The following is a 16,372-nucleotide window of genomic DNA, read 5'->3' on the forward strand; positions in this document are numbered from 1 at the left end:
CCCTCGTTAGCCGTTCAGACTGCGGACACGCCGCCATCGACGGCCAGCGTCTGCCCGGTGATGTGCTTGCCGGCGTCGGAGGCAAACAGCACCACCGCGCCCTTCAGGTCCTCCTCGTCGCCGAGACGGTTCAGCGGCGCGTCCTTGGCCAGGCTCTCGGCACCAAACGCGGCCAGCACGCCCTTGGTCATCTTCGACGGGAAGAAGCCCGGCGCGATCGAGTTCACCGTGATGCCGTAGCGGCCCCATTCGCCGGCCAGCGCCCGGGTGAAGTTCACCACCGCGCCCTTGGAGGTGTTGTAGGCGATGGTCTGCATCGTGCCCGGCGGGTTGCCGGCCAGGCCGGCGATCGACGAGATACTGATGATACGCCCGTAGCGGCGCGGGATCATGGACAGTTTGCCGACCGCCTGCGTGACCAGGAAAATGCTGCGCACGTTCAGGTCCATCACCTTGTCCCAGGCTTCCAGCGGATAGTCCTCGGCTGGCGCGCCCCAGCTGGCGCCGGCATTGTTGACCAGGATGTCGACGTGGCCGAGCCGGGCAATGGCTTCCTGCACGAAGGATTGCACCTGCGCCTCGTCGGACAGGTCGGCCGCGATGGCCGAGGCGTCGATGCCGCGCTCCTTCAGGTGGGCGACGGCGGCGTCGAGCTCTTCCTGCTTGCGCGAGGAAATCACGACGCGGGCGCCCTGCTCGCCGAGGGCTTCGACCATCTGCAGGCCGAGGCCGCGCGAGCCGCCGGTGACGATGGCGGTCTTGTCCTTGAGTGAAAAGAGTTCCTGGGTGGTGCGCATTGTTGTCTCCGTCATTTGTTCTGGTAATGCGGCGTGGAGGCCGGCTTACACCTCGTAATCCATGCACTGCCGCCCTTCGCGAATCGCGCCGATGAAAGGCACCACCGCCTTGTGCGTCGGATGGTCGATATACGCCTGCAGCGCCGCGCGGTCGGCGAACTCGGAATACAGCACCACGTCATAGGTCGCTTCCAGCCCCGGCTGGGCCAGCATCACTTCGAACTTGAGCTGACCCGGCACGATATTCGCGCACGCATCCAGGCGGCGTTTCATCTCGCGCGCATTGCTCAGGCGGTCCGCGCCCTCTGCTTCATCCTTCAACTTCCACATCACGATATGCTTGAGCATTTATCTTCCTTTACACGGCTTGCTAGGGCCAATCGAGAATAGCATGATTAAGTACGGTCGTTCGTAAAAAAAGTTGCAAGTTCATATTGCGCGCCGCAGCATCTGTCCTTACAGAGTGAAGAAGCGTGTTTACGCGAAGTGTTGACAGCTTGTTACAGCTCATCTGTAAGCTCCGTGTAAGTTTGGAGTAATTATCGTGTAAGGAAACCGGAACACACTCCGCGACAGCTGACAAACAATCAGCATTTCCGGTGACACTAATACCTATACGGAGACACACATGGCAATCACACCCGGCATGACCGCCGGAGGGAGCGCTTCATCTTCCTCCGCCGGAATCACCAAGGAAGAACGGAAAGTCATTTTCGCCTCTTCCCTCGGCACGGTGTTCGAGTGGTATGACTTCTACCTGTACGGCTCGCTCGCTACCATCATCGCCAAGCAGTTCTTCATCGGCGACCCCACCACCACCTTCATCTTCGCCCTGATGGCCTTTGCCGCCGGCTTCATCGTGCGTCCCTTCGGCGCGCTGGTGTTCGGCCGGCTCGGCGACATGATCGGCCGCAAGTACACCTTCCTGGTGACGATCCTGATCATGGGCGCCTCGACCTTCCTGGTCGGCCTGCTGCCCAGCCACGCGTCGATCGGCATCGCGGCGCCGATCATCCTGGTCTCGCTGCGCATCCTGCAGGGCCTGGCGCTCGGCGGCGAATACGGCGGCGCCGCCACCTACGTGGCCGAGCATGCGCCGCATGGCAAGCGCGGCCTGTTCACTTCCTACATCCAGACCACGGCGACCATCGGCCTGTTCCTGTCGCTGCTCGTGATCCTGGGAACGAGGACAGCCATGGGCGAGGACGAGTTCCAGGCCTGGGGCTGGCGCATTCCCTTCCTGGTCTCGGTGATCCTGCTGGGCATCTCGGTCTGGATCCGCCTGTCGATGGCCGAGTCGCCGGCCTTCGCCAAGATGAAGGCCGAAGGCAAGACCTCGAAGGCGCCGCTGTCGGAAGCCTTCCTGAAGCCGAAGAACGCCAAGGTCGCCTTCCTGGCCCTGGCAGGCCTGACCATGGGCCAGGCGGTGGTGTGGTACACCGGCCAGTTCTACGCCCTGTTCTTCCTCACCAAGACCCTGAAGATCGACGAGCCCACCGCGAACATCCTGATCATGATCGCGCTGGCCCTCGCCACTCCCTTCTTCATCTTCTTCGGCTCGCTGTCCGACAGGATCGGCCGCAAGTGGATCATCCTCGGCGGCTGCGTCATCGCCGCGGCGACCTACTTCCCGATCTTCAAGGCGATCACCCACTACGGCAACCCGGCCCTCGAACGGGCTATCCAGAGTGCGCCGGTGGTGGTGGTGGCCGACCCGGCGACCTGCCACTTCCAGGTTGACCCGACCGGCACCAAGAAATTCCCGTCGTCCTGCGACATCGCGACCCGCATGCTGACCGCCGCGTCGGTGAGCTACACCATCCAGGAGGCACCAGCCGGCACCGTGGCTGCAGTGAAAGTGGGCGATACCACCTTCCAGTCCTTCAATGCGGTCATGACCCCGGACGGCCTGAACTTCGACGCCGCCTCGAAGACCCAGGAAGACGCGCTCAAGAAGCAGGTAACGGGCGCCCTCACCACTGCCGGCTATCCCGCCAAGGCTGACCCGGCAGAGGTGAACAAGCCGATGCTGGTGCTGCTGCTGTTCATCCTGGTGCTCTACGTGACCATGGTGTACGGTCCGATCGCGGCGATGCTGGTCGAGATGTTCCCGACCCGGATCCGCTACACCTCGATGTCCCTGCCCTACCACATCGGTAACGGCTGGTTCGGCGGGATGCTGCCGACCGTGACCTTCGCCCTCGTGGCGCTCAAGGGCGACATCTATTACGGGCTGTGGTACCCGATCATCATCGCGCTGGCGACCGTCGTCATCGGCGGCCTGTTCATCCGCGAGACCAAGGATAACGACATCTACGCGCACGACTGAGCGCGCAGTCGTCGGTCCGAAATGCCGCTGGCGACAGCGGCATTTTTTTTGTCTACTCCTCGCGTAACTCGACCGCCGCCAGCTTCCAGCTCCACAGGCCGTCACGGTCGAGGATAAAGGCGACGCCGCCGCCGTCGGCCCGCTGCACCACGGCCTGGCCCCAGCCGCGGTAGGACAGGTCGTAGTTCACCTTGTCGCGCGCCCCTTCGCCGGTCGGCGCCGGCGCGCTTTCCTGCTTGGGCTGGACGCGGATGTCGCCGGAGTCAAGCATGGCGGCGACGCCCGCCGGCGAGACCGCCGCGTTGACCACCGGATCGATCACCGCCAGCGCCATCGCCTTGCCGAAGGCCGCGAAGGGATTCGAGCCCGATTCCCCGAGCACGCCCTGGGCGCCCAGGCGGCGCATGACCTGGACCTTGACGCTCTCGCGCAGGCTGGGGAAGTCTACATAAGCGGACAGGGCCTGCGCGTCACGGGCCTCGACGGCGGCGCGCATGCGGTACAGCGCCAGGTGCGGGCTGGCATAGAGGACGCCCGCCAGAACGGCGATCGCGGTAGCGGCGCCGATGGCTGCCGTTCTTGTCTTCATGGCGTTGACGCGGATGGTTGGCTCAGCCGTCAGTATATGCATGCCGGCGCGGCCGACGCGCGCGCGATGCATGCGGCGGCTCAGGCGCGAGGCAGCTCGGTCGCGAACCGGCTACCCCGGCCGACCCAGTCGCTGTCGGCGCGGAACATGCCGCCATGCGTTTCGAGCAGCTGCCGGGTAATCCACATGCCCAAACTGCTGCTCCATCAGGGAATGACGGTGTCGTGCCGCGCACCCGGCCCTTCAGCCCCTGCGCGCAGGCGGATCGAGCAGCTTGCTGGACGGAGCCACCAGCAGCAGCACCAGCCAGCCGAGGAAGTCGAAACAGCGCCAGAACCCGACGAGGCAGAAGAAATACACCAGCCACTGCGCCAGGCTCTCCGGCGAACCCATGCCCGCCGCCCGCAGCACCAAGTTCGACAGCAGCGCGCTCAATGCGGCCACGATACCGACGAACCACCATGTTTGACGCAACCGCGTCTCCAGCGCTTTTGCCATCTCCGATCTCCTGCGTTGGTGTTCGACGTGCCTCAGCCGTTGAAGCCCTTGCCCTCGCTTGCCAGGCGCTCCAGCAAGGGCGCCGGTGTCCAGGCCTCGCCGTGGCGGGCTTGCCCGTACTTGCGGATGCTATCCAGCACCTTCGCCAGGCCGATGGAATCCGCGTAGAACATCGGGCCACCGCGGTGCAGCGGGAAGCCGTAACCGGTGAGGTACACCATGTCGATGTCCGAGGCGCGCAGCGCGATGCCTTCTTCCAGGATCTTCGCACCTTCGTTGACCAGCGCGTACACCAGGCGTTCGACGATCTCGGCATCGCTGATCGCGCGGCGCTCCAGGCCGATGTCGGCCGAGTGCTGGCGAATCATGTCGTTGACCAGCTCCGACGGATACGCCTTGCGGTCGCCCGCCTTATAGTCATACCAGCCGGCGCCGGTCTTCTGGCCGAAGCGGCCCTGCTCGCACAGCAGGTCGGCGGTCTTCGAATAGGCGATTTCCGGCGACTCGATGGCGCGGCGCTTGCGGATGTACCAGCCGACGTCGTTGCCGGCCAGGTCGCTCATGCGGAACGGGCCCATCGCAAAACCAAATTGCTCGATGGCGCCGTCGACCTGCTCCGGCAGCGCGCCTTCTTCCAGCAGGAAGAAAGCCTGGCGCAGGTACTGCTCTAGCATGCGGTTGCCGATGAAGCCGTCGCACACGCCGGAGACGACACCGGTCTTCTTGATCTTCTTCGACAGCGCCAGGCTGGTGGCCAGCACGTCCTTGCCGGTCTCGCGGCCGCGCACGATCTCGAGCAGCTTCATCACGTTGGCCGGGCTGAAGAAATGCAGGCCGATCACGTCCTGCGGACGCTTCGTGAACGAGGCGATGCGGTCCAGGTCCAGGGTCGAGGTATTCGAGGCCAGGATCGCGCCCGGCTTCATGACGGTATCCAGCTGGCGGAACACCGACTCCTTCACGCCCATGTCCTCGAACACCGCCTCGATCACGATGTCGGCCCCGGCGATGTCGGCGTAGTCCAGCGTGCCCTTGATCAGGCTAATGCGCTGTTCGGACTTCTCCGCCGTCAGCTTGCCCTTCTTGACCGTGTTCTCGTAGTTCTTGCGGATCGTGCCCAGGCCCTTGTCGAGGGCTTCCTGTTTGGTCTCGAGGATGGTGACCGGGATGCCGGCATTGGCAAAGTTCATGGCGATGCCGCCACCCATGGTGCCGGCGCCGATGACGGCCGCGCTATCGATCTTCCGGGTCGGCGTATCGCCTGGGACGTCCGGTACCTTGCTGGCGGCGCGTTCCGCCATGAAGGAATGGCGCAGCGCTTTCGATTCCGGCGTCTGCATTAGGTGCAGGAAGCGCTCGCGTTCAAACTTTAAACCCTCCTCGAAGGGCCTGGTCACGGAAGCGGCCACGGTCTCGACACATTCGAGCGGGGCCGGGAACGGGCCGGCCATCGCCTTGACGGTATTGCGCGAGGACTCGACGAAGGCTTCATGATTCGGATAATCGACCTTGCGGTCGCGCACCTTGGGCAGCGGCCGGGTGTCGGCGACCTTGTTCGCGAAGTCCACGGCGGCGGACAGCAGATCGGTCCCGGCCGGGAAGACTTCATCGAACAGCGCGGTGCCTGCCAGTTTTTCGGACAGGATCGGAGTGCCCGACACCACCATGTTCAAGGCCACCTCCAGGCCCAGCACGCGCGGCAGGCGCTGCGTGCCGCCGGCGCCCGGCAGCAGGCCGAGCTTCACTTCCGGCAGCGCGATCTGGGCGCCCGGCAGCGCGACACGGTAGTTACAACCAAGGGCCAGTTCCAGGCCGCCGCCCATGGCAACGCTATGGATCGCGGCCACCACCGGCTTGCTGCAGTCTTCCACCACGCGGATCAGGGTGTGCAGGGTCGGCTCGGTAAGCGCCTTCGGCGAATTGAATTCGCGGATGTCCGCGCCGCCCGAGAAGGCCTTGCCGGCGCCGGAGAGCACGATGGCCTTGATCGCATCGTCGGCTTCGGCCCGGCGAATCGCCTCGACGGCGGCGACGCGCGTCGCCAGTCCGAGGCCGTTCACCGGCGGATTATTCAGGGTCACTACGGCAACGCTGCCTTGGACGGTGTAGTCGGCGCTCATGTCTCTTCCTTCTCCTTGTTGTTGGTGCTGGCTGCTGCCAATCTTCTTAACTATACATCAAATAAAAGTACGTTCGTATTATTTTCTGGCCTTGTCGATTGTGCCAGAATAGTGCCTTGTTACGATCGCTTGAACACGACATGGAAAAACTGATTGCGCAGTTCCTTCGCCTTTACCTGATGCCGGGTATGGCGCCGCCGGACGACAGGGTGCGGCCGGTCACGCTGGTATCGGGCGACGACCTGACGCGCGCCATCGTGATCGATTTCGCCAGGGGGCGCCACGGCGCGCCGGACCAGCACTGGACCGAGCTGTGCGCGGTGGCGAACCGGCTGCAGGAAGCCTACGGTTTCCCGGCGCCGGCCGTCAGCATCACCGGGGCCAGCAGCTTCCGGCTGTGGCTGTCGCTGGAAGAACCGGTTCCGCTGGGCGACGCCCGACGCTTCCTGTCGATGCTGCGCGACGAACACTTCCCGGAGCTGGACCTGCAAGCCACGACCGAGGTCGAACTGCCGCCCTGCCTGAACGCGCAGACCGGCAAATGGGCGGCTTTCATCCATCCGGGCATGGGAGCATCGTTTGCGGAAGAAGCCGGACTCGAAATGGCACCGCCCCTCACGGCACAACTGGCCTTCCTCGAAGGGCTGGAGAGCATCGGCAAGGCGCAGTTCTTCGACGCGCTGGTGTCGATGAAACAGGGCGAGGCGCCGCAGGCGACGGCACCAGCGGCAATTGAGCCGCCGCCGAAGGAAGGCCTGCTGCTGAAGGATGCCACGCTCGAAGACATCGTGCGCCACCTGCATGCGATGAATATCGAGCCGACTTTCCGGCATCTGCTGCGTCCCGACTGAACACTGCCCTTCAGGCGGCCCTGGCCTGAAATGGGCTGTACCGCTGCACTGGCAACGGTTTTTTCTCTGTCATCGGGGGAAGAATTGCGTTGACGCCAGCGCGGCCGGCGCCGAAAGCTCGCCGGGCAACGCTCAGCGCTTGCGCATCAAATCCTTCAAGGCCACCACCGTCGACTCCACACCCATCCGCACCGCCGGCCCATGCTCCACCTTGAACAGCGGACTGTGATGACTCGGCAGCCGCAGCGTGCCCGCCTTGGCCGCCGCAATGTCCTGCACCGCCGTACCGCCCACGGTGAAATACACGCTCGGAATATACGGATCCGTCACGAACATCGGAAAGTCCTCCGACCCCATCCCTTCGCGGAACTCCTCGACACCGATCGCCTCGGCGCCCAGTTCCCTGGTCCAGGCCGCGCGCAGGCGCCGCACCAGTTCGACGTTGTTGACCACCGGCGGCGCCGGCGTATCCACCAGCTTCACCTCCGGCAGTTCCGACTCCGCCATGCCCGCGGCACGCGCCGTGTTCTCGGCCATGCGCTTGATGCCGTCCAACAGCAGCGCCCGCGTCTTCGGATTCTCGCTGCGTACGGTCAGTTGTAGCCGCGCGTTGTCGCCGATGATGTTGGCCTTGGTCCCGCCGTGGAAGGAGCCGACCGTGATCAGGCCCGGCTCGCGCGGGCTGAGTTCGCGGCTGACAATCGTCTGCAGGCCCATCACGATCATCGCCCCCAGCACGATCGGGTCCTTGCCACGGTGCGGCTGGGCGCCGTGCGCGCCCACGCCCTTGATCAGGATTTCGACGGTGTCCGCGCCCGAATACGGCGACACTTCCGATGCCAGCACCGTCCCCACCGCCATGTCGGCCTTGACGTGAAAGCCCAGCGCGTAATCCGGCTTGCCGAAGCGTTTGTACAGCCCGTCCTTCATCATGGCCAGCGCCCCGCCGATGCGTTCTTCGGCCGGCTGGCCAATCAACATCAGCGTGCCCGACCAGGCAGCACGGTCGGCCGCCATGCGGCGCGCCGTGCCGACCAGGCTGGTCATGTGGATGTCGTGGCCGCAGGAATGCGCCACCGGTGTGACATTCCCTTCCATGTCCTTCTGGGTCGCGGTCGAGGCGTTCGGCAGGCCGGACTTTTCCGTCATCGGCAGGCCGTCCATGTCCGCGCGCATCATCACCAGCGGGCCGGGGCCGTTTTTCAGGATCGCCACCACACCGGTGCCGCCGACGCCTTCGGTCACCGTGAAGCCGGCCGCGCGCAGCTCCTTGGCCAGGCGTGCGGCTGTCTTCACTTCGAGGAAGGACAGCTCGGGATTGCGGTGGAAGTAGTCGAGCAGCGGCGCCAGGTGGGCGTCGTAGTCGCGCGCGACCGCCTTCGACAGTTCGTTCGGCGTTTCAAACGCAGCGGCAGGCAGTACGCTTGCGGCCAGCAGCAAGGGAAGCAGTTTTTTCATGAGGATGGTAGTGTCGAATGTCATGCGGTCGGCAGGCGGTGCTCGCCATACGCGTCGCGTAGCTTGTTCTTCTGGATCTTGCCGGTGCCGCCGACCGGCAGCGCCTCGGCAAACACGACGTCGTCCGGGATCCACCACTTCGCCACCTTGCCCTCGTAGAAGTCGAGCAGGTCCTCGCGCGTCAGCTCGGCGCCGGGGCGCTTGACCACGACCAGCAGCGGGCGCTCGGCCCACTTCGGATGCGCCACGCCGATGCAGGCCGCCTGCAGCACCGCCGGGTGGGACATCGCGATGTTCTCCAGGTCGATGGAACCGATCCACTCGCCGCCGGACTTGATCACATCCTTGCTGCGGTCCGTGATCGCCAGGTAGCCATCCGGGTCGATGGTGGCCACATCGCCGGTCGGGAACCAGCCGTCCTGCAGAACGTCGCCGCCCTCGCCGCGGAAGTAGCCGGACACCACCCACGGACCCTTCACCAGCAGGTGGCCATAGGTCGTGCCGTCCCAGGGCAGCTCGCTGCCGTCATCGTCGACGATCTTCATGTCGACGCCGTAGATCGCATGCCCCTGCTTGCGCAGCACGGCGCGCTGCTCCTCAAGCGGCAGCGCCTTGTGCTTGCCGAGCAGCGTGCAGGCGGTGCCGAGCGGCGACATCTCGGTCATGCCCCAGGCGTGCACCACTTCCACGCCCAGCTTGTCGATCAGGGTGTCCATCATCGCCAGCGGACAGGCCGAGCCGCCGATCACGGTGCGGCGGAAGGTCGAGAAGCGCAGCTCGTTCTGCATCACATGATTGATCAGGCCGAGCCAGACCGTCGGCACGCCCGCCGAGAAGGTCACCCCCTCGCTTTCGAACAGTTCATACAGCGACTTGCCGTCCAGCGCCGGCCCCGGAAACACCATTTTCGCGCCCGACAGCGGCACCGAATACGGCAGGCCCCAGGCGTTCACGTGGAACATCGGCACCACCGGCAGCACGGTGTCGGCCGCCGAGACGTTCAGCGCGTTCGGCATCGCCGAGGCGTAGGCATGCAGCACGGTCGAGCGATGCGAGTACAGCGCGCCCTTCGGGTTGCCGGTCGTGCCCGAGGTATAGCACAGGGCCGCGGCGGAGCGCTCGTCGAACTGCGGCCAGGCATATTCGCCCGAAGCGGTGGCGATCAGGTCCTCGTAGCACAGCAGGGTCGGGATGCTGGTTTCCTTCGGCATGTGGCTGCGCTCGCACATGGCGACATAGCCCTTGATGGTCTTGCAGTGGCGCGCCATCTGCTCGATCGCGGGCAGGAACGTCATGTCGAAGAACAGGTACTGGCCTTCAGCATGGTTGATGATGTAGGCGATCTGCTCCGGGTGCAGGCGCGGGTTGATGGTGTGCAGCACAGCCCCCGAGCCGGACACGGCGTAATACAGCTCCATGTGACGGTAGCCGTTCCAGGCCAGCGTCGCGACCCGGTCGCCCATCCCGACGCCCAGGCCCTGCAGGGCCTGCGCCATGCGGCGGGCGCGCAGCTCGCACTCGCGGTAGGTGTAGCGGTGGATGTCGCCTTCCACCCGGCGCGAGACGATTTCGCTAGCGCCATAGTGGCGCGCGGCGAATTCGATGATGCTCGAGACGAGCAGCGGCTGGTCCATCATCTGGCCCATCAGGGGACTTGTCTGGTGTACGGAAACGGCGGCGGTCATCGGAACTCCATGAGCAGATTGGCAACTAATGGCTCAGTTTCGTCTGGTGACTTACGCTGCGTCAACGAGAATCGATGATGCAATGCAGCATCCATGCCGCCATCCCCGCTCGCTCTTGGGCGCCATGGCCGGATGCAGGCGTGCGCCGATAGAATCTGCCCGGTACGGTAGAATCCTGCACATACCGCACGCATAAGCGAAGGAACGACCATTACTGCTGACGAACTCCCCTTCAACAACTCGTTTGCCGAGTTGCCGCCGGCCTTCTATACCCGGCTGATGCCGACGCCCTTGCCGTCGCCCTATTTCATCGCTGCCAGCGCACCTGCGGCGGCGCTGGTGGGGCTCGACTCGCAGGCGCTGGCGCAGGAAGATTTCGTCGCCGTGTTCACCGGTAACAAGGTGGCGGTGCGCTCTCAGCCACTGTCCGCCGTGTATTCGGGCCACCAGTTCGGCGTCTGGGCCGGCCAGCTCGGCGACGGCCGCGCGATCGTGCTCGGCGACCTGCCGACGCCAACTGGGCAAATGGAATTGCAGCTCAAGGGCGCTGGCCTGACGCCTTACTCGCGCATGGGCGACGGCCGCGCCGTCTTGCGCTCGTCGATCCGCGAATTCCTGTGCTCGGAAGCGATGGCCGCGCTCGGCATTCCGACCACCCGCGCCCTGATGCTGACCGGCTCCAACCAGCGCGTGATGCGCGAGACCGTCGAGACCGCCGCCGTGGTCACCCGCATGGCGCCCAGCTTCGTGCGCTTCGGCTCCTTCGAGCACTGGCACTACCGCAACAAGCAGGACGAGCTGCGCACCCTGGCCGACTACGTCATCAAGAACTGGTATCCGGAATTCACCGGCGCCGCCAATCCCTACAAGGAGCTGCTGGCCGAGGTCACCCGCCGCACCGCCGTCATGATCGCCCACTGGCAGGCGGTCGGCTTCATGCATGGCGTCATGAACACCGACAATATGTCGATCCTGGGCCTGACCCTGGATTACGGCCCCTTCGGCTTCATGGAAGCCTTCGACGCGAACCACATTTGCAACCACACCGACCAGGGCGGCCGCTATTCGTATGCCAACCAGGTGCCGGTGGGCCACTGGAACTGCTACGCGCTCGGCAACGCCCTGCTGCCACTGATCGGCACGCCTGAGGACACCGAAGAAGCGCTGGACGTCTACCGTCCCGCGTTCGGCGCCAAGCTGGACGAGCTGCTGCACGCCAAGCTGGGCCTGCTGGATGCGCGCGACGGCGACAGCGCCCTGTTCGACGCGATGTTCCAGCTGCTGCAGGCAAACCACGCCGACTTCACCCTGTTCTTCCGCCGCCTGGGCGAGCTGCAGCTCGAAGGCAGCCTGGAGAGCGATGCGCCGCTGCGTGACCTGTTCCTGGACCGCGCGGCCTTTGACGCCTGGGCCGTTCAATACCGCGCGCGCCTGAAGGCCGAAGACAGCCGCGACGAGCTGCGCCGCGCCGCCATGCACCGCACCAACCCGAAATACGTGCTGCGTAATTACCTGGCGCAGAGCGCCATCGAACAGGCCCAGAACGGCGACTTCGGCGGCGTGCACAAGCTGCTGGCCATCCTCGAGCGCCCCTTCGACGAGCAGCCGGAAAACGAATCCTATGCGGCCCTGCCGCCCGACTGGGCAGCCCACCTCGAAGTGAGCTGCTCTTCCTGAGACCACGAGAACGACCATGAACGATAAAGTGACCAAGAGCGACGCCGAATGGCGCGCCCAGCTCGACCCGATGCAATACCAGGTGACCCGCCACGCCGCCACCGAGCGCGCCTTCACCGGCAAGTACTGGGATCACCACGAGCACGGCATCTACCACTGTGTGTGCTGCAACACCGCGCTGTTCGAGTCCGACGCCAAGTTCGAATCCGGCTGCGGCTGGCCAAGCTACTTCAAGGCGCTCGACCCGGACAATGTCATCGAAAAGGTCGACCGCACCCACGGCATGGTGCGCACCGAGATCATCTGCGCCGTGTGCGACGCCCACCTCGGCCACGTGTTCCCGGACGGCCCGCCGCCGACCGGCCTGCGCTACTGCATCAACTCGGCCGCCCTGCGCTTCGAGCCCGCCTGAACCGCTGAGGACTCTACATGATCAAGTTTTTGTTCGACATGCTGCCGGTGATCCTGTTCTTCGGCATCTACAAGTATGGCGAAAGCAACCCGGAATGGGCCCACGGCCTGACCTCCGACTACCTCGGCTTCCTCATTTCCGGCGGCGCGGTGCCGGCGGCGCAGGCGCCGATCCTGCTGGCCACCGCCGTCACGATCCTGGCCACGGTGCTGCAGATCGTCTACCTGCTGGCGCGCCGCAAGAAGGTCGACGGCATGCTGTGGCTCTCGCTGGGCGTGGTGGTAATCGCCGGCGGCGCCACCATCTATTTCCATGACGAGACCTTCATCAAGTGGAAGCCGACCATCCTGTACTGGGCCTTCGGCGCCGCGCTGCTGCTGGCCCAGCTGATCTACCGCAAGAACCTGATGCGCTCGGCGCTTGGCGGCGCCATGAGCCTGCCGGACGCCGTCTGGAACCGCGTGCTGTATGCTTGGATCGCCTTCTTCGTCGGGCTCGGCTTTTTGAACCTCCTGATGGCTTTCGTGGTCTTCCGTAGCGATACCGGCGCCTGGGTCAGTTTCAAGCTGTTCGGCATCAGCGGCATCCTGTTCGCCTTTATCATCATCCAGTCGCTGTTCTTGTCAAAACATATACAGGAGGACGCCCAAAATGGAAGCTAATCGTACCGAACGCCTGCGCGAACGCCTGCAGGCCGAACTCGCCCCCACCCTGCTGGAAATCAGCGACGATTCGCACCTGCACGCCGGCCACGCCGGCGCCGCCTCCGGGGGCAGCCACTACAGTGTGAAGATCGTGTCCGACAAGTTCCAGGGCCTCACGCTAGTCATGCGCCATCGTCTTGTGTATGATGCCGTTCACGAAATGATCAACAAGGCGGAAATCCATGCGCTGGCCATCACGGCCCAGACGCCGGCGGAGCAAAGCGGGGGCTGAGGCCCTTGCCGGATTCCTGGGGGAACGCCTGTAGCTCATCTTCAGTCAGCTTTAAGAATAGTGGCCGACAATATGTAACGCGAAGTACCAGAACTTGAAGTACAAGAACTAATCAAATCTCGTCCAAGCACATCCCTCCCACAGGAATTCCAGAAATGACTTTTAAGCCAGCACGCCTGCTGTTAGCTCTGATCGCCGTTGCCGCAGCACCTGCCTTCGCCCAGAACCTCGCCGTCGTGAACGGCAAAGCCATCCCGACCTCGCGCGTGGACGAAGCCGTCAAGCAGCTGGTCGCCGCCGGCCAGGGCCAGGATTCGGTGCAGATGCGCGCAGCGATCAAGGAAGAGATGATCGCGCGCGAAGTGTTGATGCAGGAAGCGATCAAGCAGGGCTACGACAAGAAGCCGGAAGTCAGGCAGGCGCTCGACAATGCGCGCCAGGCCATCGTGGTCAACCAGCTGGCCCGCGACTACATCGCCAAGAACCCGGTGACCGATGCCGAAATCAAGGCCGAGTACGACAAGTTCAAGGCCCAGACCGGCGACAAGGAATACCACGTCCGCCACATCCTGCTGGACACCGAAGCCGATGCGAACGCCGTGATCGCCAAGATCAAGGGCGGCGCCAAGTTCGAGGAACTGGCCAAGCAGTCGAAGGACACCGGCACCGCCAACAACGGCGGCGACCTGGACTGGGCTACCCCGGCCTCCTTCCCGCCTGAATTCGCCGCCGGCTTCACCAAGCTGCAGAAAGGCGCCGTCACCGACAAGCCGGTGAAGACCGCCAACGGCTTCCACGTCATCAAGCTGGACGATACCCGCGCCGCCAAGCTGCCGTCGCTGGACGAAGTCAAGCCGCAGATCGCCGACGCCCTGGCCCAGCAAAAACTCGCGGCCTACCGTGAGCAAATGGTCAAAAAGGCAAAGGTGCAGTAAGATGTACTACCGCCGGTGCTCATGGGCACCGGTTATTGCCGCCGCGCGGCGAACTTTTTGTGTTTAGATAGGACCTCAACAATGATTTTGAAGCCAGCCCGCCTGTCCTTGGCAATCAGCTTTGCCGTAACCACGATGATCGCCGCGCCTGCCTTCGCGCAGAACGCCGCCACCGTGAATGGCAAGCCGATCCCGGCGGCAAAGCTTGACCAGATGGTCAAGCAAGTGGTCGCACAGGGCCGCGCTACCGATACGCCCGCGCTGCGCGATGCGATCAAGAAAGAGCTGATCGGCCGCGAAGTCCTGATCCAGGAAGCCGACAAGCAAGGCGTCGGCGGCCGCGCCGACGTCAAGGCTGCGATCGACAACGCCCGCCAGAGCATCATCATCAACGCGATGCTGGCCGACTACGTCAAGAAGAACCCGATCAAGGACGCCGACATCAAGGCCGAGTACGATCGCTTCAAGGCGCAAGTGGGCGACAAGGAATACCACGCACGCCACATCCTGGTTCCGACCGAAGACGAAGCCAAGGCCCTGATCACCAAGCTGAAGGGCGGCGCCAAGTTCGAAGACCTGGCCAAGGCCAACTCGAAAGATGGTTCGGCAGCCAACGGCGGCGACCTGGACTGGGCAAGCCCGGCCAACTACGTGCCTGAGTTCTCGAAGGCCATGGTCGCCCTGCAAAAAGGCGCCATCACCGACACCCCGGTCAAGACCCAGTACGGTTTCCACGTGATCAAGCTGGAAGACGTTCGCCAAGCCAAGATCCCGGCCCTGGACGAAGTCAAGCAGCAGGTCGCGGAATCGCTGCAGCAGCGCCAGCTGGCGCAGTACCGCGAAAGCCTGGTCAAGAAGGCCAAGATCCAGTAATCCTGGTCTTCAGCTGAATCCAGCAAGAAAGCGCCCCTCGCGGGCGCTTTTTTCATTTCGGAACTGTCCTACGGCGGCGCGGTGCGTGCGCCTATTTAGTCGCCTGCCACGACGGCTAAGATGGTCTCCAGGACAACCACAAGGAGACCAGCATGAGCACCGAACAGCGCACCCAGCAAGGACCAGTACCCGACGGCGGCCGCGAGGGGCCGGGCGAGGACATGCGCACGGCCGGCGACGACATGAGCCTCCCCGGCGCAGGCGGCGGCGCACTTGGGGCTGACCAGTCGGCCGAGCCGGTCTGGCGCAACCAAGTGCCGCCACCCGGCAGCGGGACAGGCGCGGAACAGTCGAACGCGGGACACTACACAGCCAATGCGGCGGGTCATGGCGGCGGCATCGTCAGCGCACCTGCCTACAGCAACGTCAACGCCCCGGGACAGCCGCTGAGCGGCGCCGGCAGCGCCACCGATCCGGCCGGCGGCACGGTCGGCGGCATCCAGGCCAGCCGCGAGGCCCAGGCCAATGGCGGCGCAGCCGGCGGCGCCCCGGACATGGCCAGCAATGCAGACGGCAACATGAGCGGTTCGGCGGGTACAGACCGTTCCTGATCGCTTGCAACGAAGGCGCTTCCGCGGAAGCGCCTTTTTCTTTGGGCAAGCACGTGCGCCCTCTCCTACGCACGTCTGCTCGCTCGTCCTATTGAAGGCTCGCTCTAGAAGACTACCATCGAGCCATGCATAGACAGGAGGACAGCATGGACAAGGAACAGGCAAAGCGTGGCGCAGCCACGCAGGAAGACAGCAAAGCCTCGCAGGGCGGCCTGTGGCAGTACCAGGTGCCGGCCCAGGATCCGGGTGCAGGCGCGGTGCAGTCGAACGCCGGCCACTACACGGGCGGCGCACACGGCGGCGACAGCCAGCAGGGCGATTTCCTGCCCTCGCCACCGGACGCGAACGCCATGCCGGCAGGCGCGGCGCAAACCAGCCGCGGTAGCGCGGGCCGGTCCGAGACAGGGGGCGGTGGTGGCGGCGGTGGCGATACGGGTAGCGGCAGCGCCGGCGGCAGCCAGGGTGGCGCCGGCGGCGGCAACCTGGGCGGGGCCGGCGCGGGTGCCGGCAAGACCCCGGGCACCCCGGGCGGCAACGGCACCCCGGACGAGCCGATCTGGGGTAGCTGAACTGTCACGCCCGTAGGAGTGGTCCGGTCCAC

The 16,372-nt window shown here is 64.7% G+C and carries 17 protein-coding genes; 10 read left to right on the top strand and 7 right to left on the bottom strand.

Features of this window, described 5'->3' with window-relative positions; translation table 11 throughout:
• Positions 1-14 precede the first annotated feature (14 nt).
• Complete coding sequence (locus tag LK539_RS21025; RefSeq protein ID WP_227803018.1) at positions 15-797, bottom strand: SDR family oxidoreductase; 783 nt, start codon at positions 795-797, stop codon at positions 15-17.
• A 45-nt stretch (positions 798-842) separates the two neighbouring features.
• Entirely contained in the window at positions 843-1,145 is a 303-nt protein-coding gene (locus LK539_RS21030) for a Dabb family protein (RefSeq protein ID WP_227803019.1), read from the bottom strand.
• Between the two features lie 280 nt (positions 1,146-1,425).
• On the opposite strand from LK539_RS21030, the gene LK539_RS21035 reads away from it, so the two are divergent.
• Positions 1,426-3,126 carry an MFS transporter gene (locus LK539_RS21035; RefSeq protein WP_227803020.1) on the top strand — a complete coding sequence of 567 codons (1,701 nt, stop codon included), beginning with the start codon at positions 1,426-1,428 and terminating at the stop codon, positions 3,124-3,126.
• 52 nt (positions 3,127-3,178) lie between these two features.
• Here the strand turns inward: LK539_RS21035 and LK539_RS21040 are convergent, their stop codons facing one another.
• The 3 genes from LK539_RS21040 to LK539_RS21050 all read right to left on the bottom strand — a co-directional run bounded on the left by LK539_RS21040 (position 3,179) and on the right by LK539_RS21050 (position 6,333).
• Positions 3,179-3,787, bottom strand: coding sequence for a DUF2939 domain-containing protein (locus tag LK539_RS21040; RefSeq protein WP_227803021.1), 609 nt, complete (start codon positions 3,785-3,787; stop codon positions 3,179-3,181).
• A gap of 171 nt (positions 3,788-3,958) precedes the next feature.
• Complete coding sequence (locus tag LK539_RS21045) at positions 3,959-4,213, bottom strand: hypothetical protein (protein ID WP_227803022.1); 255 nt, start codon at positions 4,211-4,213, stop codon at positions 3,959-3,961.
• Between the two features lie 32 nt (positions 4,214-4,245).
• Positions 4,246-6,333 carry a 3-hydroxyacyl-CoA dehydrogenase NAD-binding domain-containing protein gene (locus LK539_RS21050; protein ID WP_227803023.1) on the bottom strand — a complete coding sequence of 696 codons (2,088 nt, stop codon included), beginning with the start codon at positions 6,331-6,333 and terminating at the stop codon, positions 4,246-4,248.
• Between the two features lie 140 nt (positions 6,334-6,473).
• Between LK539_RS21050 and LK539_RS21055 the strand changes: the two genes are divergently transcribed.
• Positions 6,474-7,184, top strand: a complete 711-nt coding sequence (locus LK539_RS21055; RefSeq protein ID WP_227803024.1) for a hypothetical protein — start codon at positions 6,474-6,476, stop codon at positions 7,182-7,184.
• A 132-nt stretch (positions 7,185-7,316) separates the two neighbouring features.
• Here the strand turns inward: LK539_RS21055 and LK539_RS21060 are convergent, their stop codons facing one another.
• Entirely contained in the window at positions 7,317-8,666 is a 1,350-nt protein-coding gene (locus tag LK539_RS21060) for an amidohydrolase (protein WP_227803025.1), read from the bottom strand.
• Positions 8,663-10,327, bottom strand: coding sequence for a 3-(methylthio)propionyl-CoA ligase (locus LK539_RS21065; protein WP_307729126.1), 1,665 nt, complete (start codon positions 10,325-10,327; stop codon positions 8,663-8,665). The genes LK539_RS21060 and LK539_RS21065 overlap by 4 nt, the downstream gene beginning before the upstream one ends.
• 192 nt (positions 10,328-10,519) lie before the next feature.
• Between LK539_RS21065 and LK539_RS21070 the strand changes: the two genes are divergently transcribed.
• The 8 genes from LK539_RS21070 (at position 10,520) to LK539_RS21105 (ending at position 16,340) form a co-directional block, all read left to right on the top strand.
• Entirely contained in the window at positions 10,520-12,004 is a 1,485-nt protein-coding gene (locus LK539_RS21070) for a protein adenylyltransferase SelO family protein (protein ID WP_227803183.1), read from the top strand.
• 16 nt (positions 12,005-12,020) lie between these two features.
• Positions 12,021-12,416 carry a peptide-methionine (R)-S-oxide reductase MsrB gene (msrB, locus tag LK539_RS21075; protein WP_227803026.1) on the top strand — a complete coding sequence of 132 codons (396 nt, stop codon included), beginning with the start codon at positions 12,021-12,023 and terminating at the stop codon, positions 12,414-12,416.
• Between the two features lie 20 nt (positions 12,417-12,436).
• Positions 12,437-13,078 carry a septation protein A gene (locus LK539_RS21080; RefSeq protein ID WP_227803184.1) on the top strand — a complete coding sequence of 214 codons (642 nt, stop codon included), beginning with the start codon at positions 12,437-12,439 and terminating at the stop codon, positions 13,076-13,078.
• The gene (locus LK539_RS21085; RefSeq protein ID WP_227803027.1) at positions 13,068-13,352 is read left to right on the top strand and encodes a BolA family transcriptional regulator; all 285 of its coding nucleotides are present in this window, start codon (positions 13,068-13,070) and stop codon (positions 13,350-13,352) included. The genes LK539_RS21080 and LK539_RS21085 overlap by 11 nt, the downstream gene beginning before the upstream one ends.
• A 155-nt stretch (positions 13,353-13,507) precedes the next feature.
• Positions 13,508-14,287 (top strand): peptidyl-prolyl cis-trans isomerase, encoded by a 780-nt coding sequence (locus LK539_RS21090; protein WP_227803028.1) that lies wholly within the window; start codon positions 13,508-13,510, stop codon positions 14,285-14,287.
• An 81-nt stretch (positions 14,288-14,368) separates the two neighbouring features.
• Positions 14,369-15,160, top strand: a complete 792-nt coding sequence (locus LK539_RS21095; RefSeq protein ID WP_227803029.1) for a peptidylprolyl isomerase — start codon at positions 14,369-14,371, stop codon at positions 15,158-15,160.
• Positions 15,161-15,312: 152 nt separating this feature from the next.
• Entirely contained in the window at positions 15,313-15,771 is a 459-nt protein-coding gene (locus tag LK539_RS21100; protein ID WP_227803030.1) for a hypothetical protein, read from the top strand.
• A gap of 146 nt (positions 15,772-15,917) precedes the next feature.
• Positions 15,918-16,340 carry a hypothetical protein gene (locus LK539_RS21105; protein WP_227803031.1) on the top strand — a complete coding sequence of 141 codons (423 nt, stop codon included), beginning with the start codon at positions 15,918-15,920 and terminating at the stop codon, positions 16,338-16,340.
• Positions 16,341-16,372: the final 32 nt, after the last annotated feature.

This window comes from Massilia sp. IC2-476 (assembly GCF_020707295.1).
Lineage (GTDB): Bacteria > Pseudomonadota > Gammaproteobacteria > Burkholderiales > Burkholderiaceae_D > Telluria.